6 protein-coding genes are annotated in these 4623 nt (G+C 51.1%); 2 read left to right on the forward strand and 4 right to left on the reverse strand.

All coding sequences use genetic code 11. From position 1 onward, the window contains the following. The 4 genes from G8764_RS22015 to G8764_RS22030 all read right to left on the reverse strand — a co-directional run. Positions 1-191 (reverse strand): hypothetical protein (locus G8764_RS22015; protein WP_341806449.1); only part of this gene is annotated, 191 nt, incomplete at its 3' end. A gap of 98 nt (positions 192-289) precedes the next feature. Continuing rightward, positions 290-742, reverse strand: coding sequence for a PaaI family thioesterase (locus tag G8764_RS22020; protein WP_166168484.1), 453 nt, complete (start codon positions 740-742; stop codon positions 290-292). Then, positions 735-1742, reverse strand: coding sequence for a fumarylacetoacetate hydrolase family protein (locus G8764_RS22025; RefSeq protein ID WP_166168487.1), 1008 nt, complete (start codon positions 1740-1742; stop codon positions 735-737). The genes G8764_RS22020 and G8764_RS22025 overlap by 8 nt, the downstream gene beginning before the upstream one ends. A 38-nt stretch (positions 1743-1780) precedes the next feature. Beyond that, positions 1781-2629, reverse strand: a complete 849-nt coding sequence (locus tag G8764_RS22030; RefSeq protein WP_207952047.1) for an ABC transporter substrate-binding protein — start codon at positions 2627-2629, stop codon at positions 1781-1783. A 256-nt stretch (positions 2630-2885) separates the two neighbouring features. On the opposite strand from G8764_RS22030, the gene kce reads away from it, so the two are divergent. Together kce and G8764_RS22040 are read left to right on the forward strand one after the other, a co-directional pair. Continuing rightward, positions 2886-3818, forward strand: a complete 933-nt coding sequence (gene kce / locus G8764_RS22035; RefSeq protein WP_166168493.1) for a 3,5-dioxohexanoate:acetyl-CoA acetone transferase — start codon at positions 2886-2888, stop codon at positions 3816-3818. A 114-nt stretch (positions 3819-3932) separates the two neighbouring features. Continuing rightward, on the forward strand, positions 3933-4623 hold a 691-nt coding region (locus G8764_RS22040; protein WP_166168496.1), incomplete at its 3' end, for a fumarylacetoacetate hydrolase family protein.

The raw sequence follows: 4623 nt of genomic DNA on the forward strand, positions 1-4623 counted from the left end.
AACATATTGCCGGTAGTAAGCGCTTCAGGGAGATCTGCATCATCTTTTGCTTTGACAATAACACCAGTACCGTCCAGAGCAGCAAAAAGACCATTGCCCTTAGCCTCCAGTCCGTAATCCATCAGGAAACTTTCACATACTTCAACGTCATCTACACCGAAGACAAGCGCGTCAGGACCAATGATATTCATATTTAACCTCGTCTGATTTTTATTTTTCCCAGATTAATCTGGAAACCAAATCTGTATTACAGGGAACAGGACATCGAACTCCTTGCCTACCCCACGCCTTACACGGGATTGATTACCGTAAGGCTCGCGCTTGCTGTGGCCACCAAACGCTGCGCCTCATCGAATAATTGAGCACTGACAAACGCCATACTGCGCCCCATTCGATCAACTTTAGCGCGAACCTCAAGATGACCTGGCAAGGCTGGTCGTAACATATTTACGGTTAAACTAACCGTCGCACAGTTTTGACCTTCATCCAACAAAGACAGCGCAGCAATAGCCGTACCGCCATCCAACATGGCAGCCAGCATACCGCCACTGACCACGCCATTATCCTGAAGCGAGTCCGGGCCGGCGGTAAAGCGCACGCGCACCTCACCCTCAACGCCGTCAACAAGTGTTGCTGCCAATGCGGAAAAAGCTGGATTAATCGCCAACGATACATCAGCTTGCCCCTGCACAATGGACTCACGCACCAGCTTACGCATAGGGTTGTCGGACGACTTAGTCATGATCGGCAACACAATGCACTTTTTGTACGCCCAGACCTTCGATCTCACCGGTCATAATATCGCCATCGCGCAAAAAGCGGTTGTAGTGGGTTCCATTACCTGCGGGAGAACCGGTACAGATGATGTCGCCAGGCAACAGCGGCGTGTAACTTGAGATATATTCAATTTGACGCGCAATATCAAAAATCATATCGGCGGTGGTTTCGTTCTGCATCAACTTGCCAGAGACCTCAAGTTTGATTTTCAGATCCATTGGATCATCCACAAACTCACTGGGCACAACCTCTGGACCAACGATAAAAAATCCACGCTGACCTTTTGAACGGAACCAATCCGTTCCCAGCATTTTGTAATCTGTTCGAGGAATCAAATCGCGCGCGGAAATGTCATTGACGATGGTATAACCGGCCACATAAGACAACGCATCCTCACGGCTGACACGAAATGCCTCCCTTCCAATCACCACACCCAATTCCAACTCCCAATCCGGCTGTGTTGTATTTGACGGCAATGGCAGTGAATCATAGGCGCCAGCCATAGCACTCACTGGCTTCATGAACACATAGGGCTCACCGTTTGCCGCACGCTCATCCATCATATTTTCTGCCCAGGTTCGCAACTCAGCATCGCTGAGCCCCTCTGGGCCAACGCCTGCATCGAGCGTCAGATCAATCACATGCTGGCGATAATTAGCGCCAGTACAAAAAATTTGTTGCGGCTTCATGATCGGCGGAAACATTTTCACTGATCCCGGAGCACGACCACATTCAGCAATGAGATTTTTCTCTACAGCCGCATTCACGAGTCCAGAAATTACCCCTTTTACCTGGCTCCATTCCTGTAACAAATCAAATACAGAGCGACCACGCAAGGCGTCCCAATCAGAACCCGGAAGCGTATCAATCAATTCGTCGATAGATACGACTTTACCTGCAACAGAAATACCTGCGCCGGCGCTGCCATCTGCAATCGCAAACGTACAAATACCATAACTAGTCATCTACTCACCCTTTACCATTCAACGTTTCGAGTCGGCGCTTAAAGAACGCGCTTATCCACTAAGGTTTGATAGCTAATCCCATCAACGTCATTTGGATATAACCGCTGACGCTGCTCAATTAACAACTTAACACCCGTAATATCTGGCACCAGCGTATTCGGTACGGTTTGTAACAACGCATTTATGACGACAGGCGGAACCCCACCATTCGCCAGAAACTCTTTGGCGGCCTCAACATTAGCAAGCATCCATTGCCGGGCCTGCTCAAGCGCCACCAGCCAAGAACTCAATTCGCCACCTTTTTGTTCCAACACCGCACGCCGCACCACCAAGCCCTGCCCAGGAAAATCAGGGTATAACTGATTAAGATTACTCAGCGCAGCAAAACCCTGCCCCAATGCCATGGCATCAAACGGAGGGCCAAGCAAGGTCGCATCAGCAATACCTTCACGTAAACCGGTAAAGCGTTCGGCAACGCCACCGCCTTCAATCCACTCACAGTCACTCAGACTTACGCCCGCATCCAGCAGCGCATTTTGCAGTGCTACGACAAAACCATTTCCCGGCGCATCCACTAACAGCCGCCGCCCTACCAGATCTTTTATCCCGGCGATACCCGATGCCCCAACCAGCGTCAACGGCGTCGTCGTTTCGACCTGAGCAATGATGCACCCATCGAGATTTCCTGAGCGGTTATTCCACGCCATCACGTTATCCATGGAGGTCACCACTGCATCCACGGAACCCTCAAGCAAGGCATCAAACTGGGCATCAGAGGACGGCGTCAACGCCGCTTCCACCTCAAATGCTGGATTACCACCACAGCCTGCCGCAGCAACCCGCGCCAACACCGGCGCAACGAACCAACTCACTCTAATCAACGCCACCACCTCTATCTTTATATTCTGATACGATACGTACATTATCCTAATAAAACAGGACAGAAATGTCTACCAGCAAAACAAGCAAAACTCACCTTCTAAAGACTTGCTAGACATAGCGCAACCATTTTGATAGCCTTTTCTGTACGGATCGTATCGTTTTATATATAGATTGTGCGGAGAAGCTGGGCTCACAGTAACCCACATCAGGAAATTCTCCGCCACACCAACCAAACCGTGCATGTACAAACGGAAAGCCACTATGAATAAAGTCATTATTACCTGTGCCATCACCGGCGGCGCTCACACCCCTTCAATGTCACCGCACCTGCCGGTTACACCGGCTGAAATTGCTGAACATTCCATTCAGGCCATCGACGCAGGCGCCGCCATCGTACACCTGCACGCCCGAAATCCCGAAACCGGCAAGCCCAGCGGCTCTCCGGATCTCTTTCGGGAGTTCCTCGCCCCTATTAAGGCACAAACCGACGCCGTTATTAACGTTTCCACTGGCGGCGGCGGCCCCGGCATGCCAGTCGCCGAGCGAGCCGAAGCCGGCGCTGCTCTCAAACCAGAAATGTGTTCATTAAACATGGGTTCCATCAATCTGGTATTGGCAGAGATGGCCGCCAAGGATCGAGATTGGAAATTCGACTGGGAAAAGCCGTTCCTGGAAAGCACCAGAGGTCTGATATTTCGCAATACCTATGAAGACATCGAATGGATTCTGCAAGAAATTGGCGTAAAAGGTAATACCCGCTTCGAGTTTGAATGTTACGACATCAGCCACATCTACACCCTGGCCTACTTCATGGAAAGAGGCCTGGTTAAACCCCCACTGTTTGTGCAGTCAGTTTTTGGACTTCGCGGCGCCATGGGCGCTCACCCAGAAGACCTTATGCACATGAAACGAACTGCAGATCGTTTGCTGGGCCCGGAAAATTATCACTGGTCCATTCTCGCCGCCGGTAAAAACCAGATTCCGCTGGCCACGATGGGCGCCATTATGGGTGCCAACGTGCGCGTCGGTCTTGAAGACAGTCTGTATATCAGCCGTGGCAAATTGGCGTCTTCCAATGCCGAACAGGTTAAGAAGATCCGCACCATTCTCGAAGAGCTGGGTCTGGAGATTGCCACGCCAGAAGAAGCACGAAAGATGCTGGCGCTCAAAGGTAAGGATCAGGTTGGCTTTTAACAGCCAACCACAATCTCCTGTACGCAAACAGCGCGCCCTTGATTAGCAAATTGTAACGACCCGAAAACATAGAACAGCTTTGTTTAGAAGCTATATCCACAAAAGAGGTGAAAAATGAAACTCGGACGTATTGCCGTAGACTCTCCTGATGGAAAAGTCGCCCGATTGGTACTCGTACTCCCCGAAGAAAACCGTGTTATTGACCTGAAAAGTTCAGCGACCCGCGGATTGCAGAAAGAAGGCGCCACACCAGAAGCTGCACTGCGCCTTGCGGAAGCCCTTTTCCCTGGCAGCATGTCTGCCGCTATTGCCCTTGGCGACCGCTTTCTGTCAGCGGCTCGCCGCGTTCAAAACGAAAAGCCCGATGAAGACTCTATTGCCATAGACGCTGTCGAATGGCTGCCAGCAACTGATCCTTCAGTGGTTCGCGACGGCCTGACCTTTATCGACCACATCAAAGGCTTCCATGAAAAAATGGGCCGCGAACCAGCACCCGGCATTCTCAAAGTTCCGGGCTACTTTAAAGGCACCCCCTGGACACTGTTCGGTCACGAAGCCGAAATCCCCTGGCCGGGCTTTATTGAGCGCATGGACTATGAACTTGAGCTCGGCTGGGTATTTGGTCGTCGCGGTCACAATGTAAGACCGGAAAATGCCCGCGATTACCTGTTTGGCATTACCCTGTTTAATGATTTCAGTGGCCGCGATCGCCAGGCCGACGAAATGGGTATTCTGATGGGCCCACAAAAGAGTAAAGACTTTGCCTACGGCATTGGCCCCTGGATTACCACCATCGACGAGTTTG

Source organism: Pseudomaricurvus alcaniphilus, assembly GCF_011440395.1.
GTDB classification, from domain to species: Bacteria; Pseudomonadota; Gammaproteobacteria; order Pseudomonadales; family Cellvibrionaceae; genus Pseudomaricurvus; species Pseudomaricurvus alcaniphilus.

What these genes read in the sequence shown, in the direction of transcription:
- kce (WP_166168493.1), top strand. Translation starts at nt 2,886, where the DNA reads ATGAATAAAGTCATTATTACCTGTGCCATCACCGGCGGCGCTCACACC.
- G8764_RS22020 (WP_166168484.1), bottom strand. Translation starts at nt 742, where the DNA reads ATGACTAAGTCGTCCGACAACCCTATGCGTAAGCTGGTGCGTGAGTCC.
- G8764_RS22025 (WP_166168487.1), bottom strand. Translation starts at nt 1,742, where the DNA reads ATGACTAGTTATGGTATTTGTACGTTTGCGATTGCAGATGGCAGCGCC.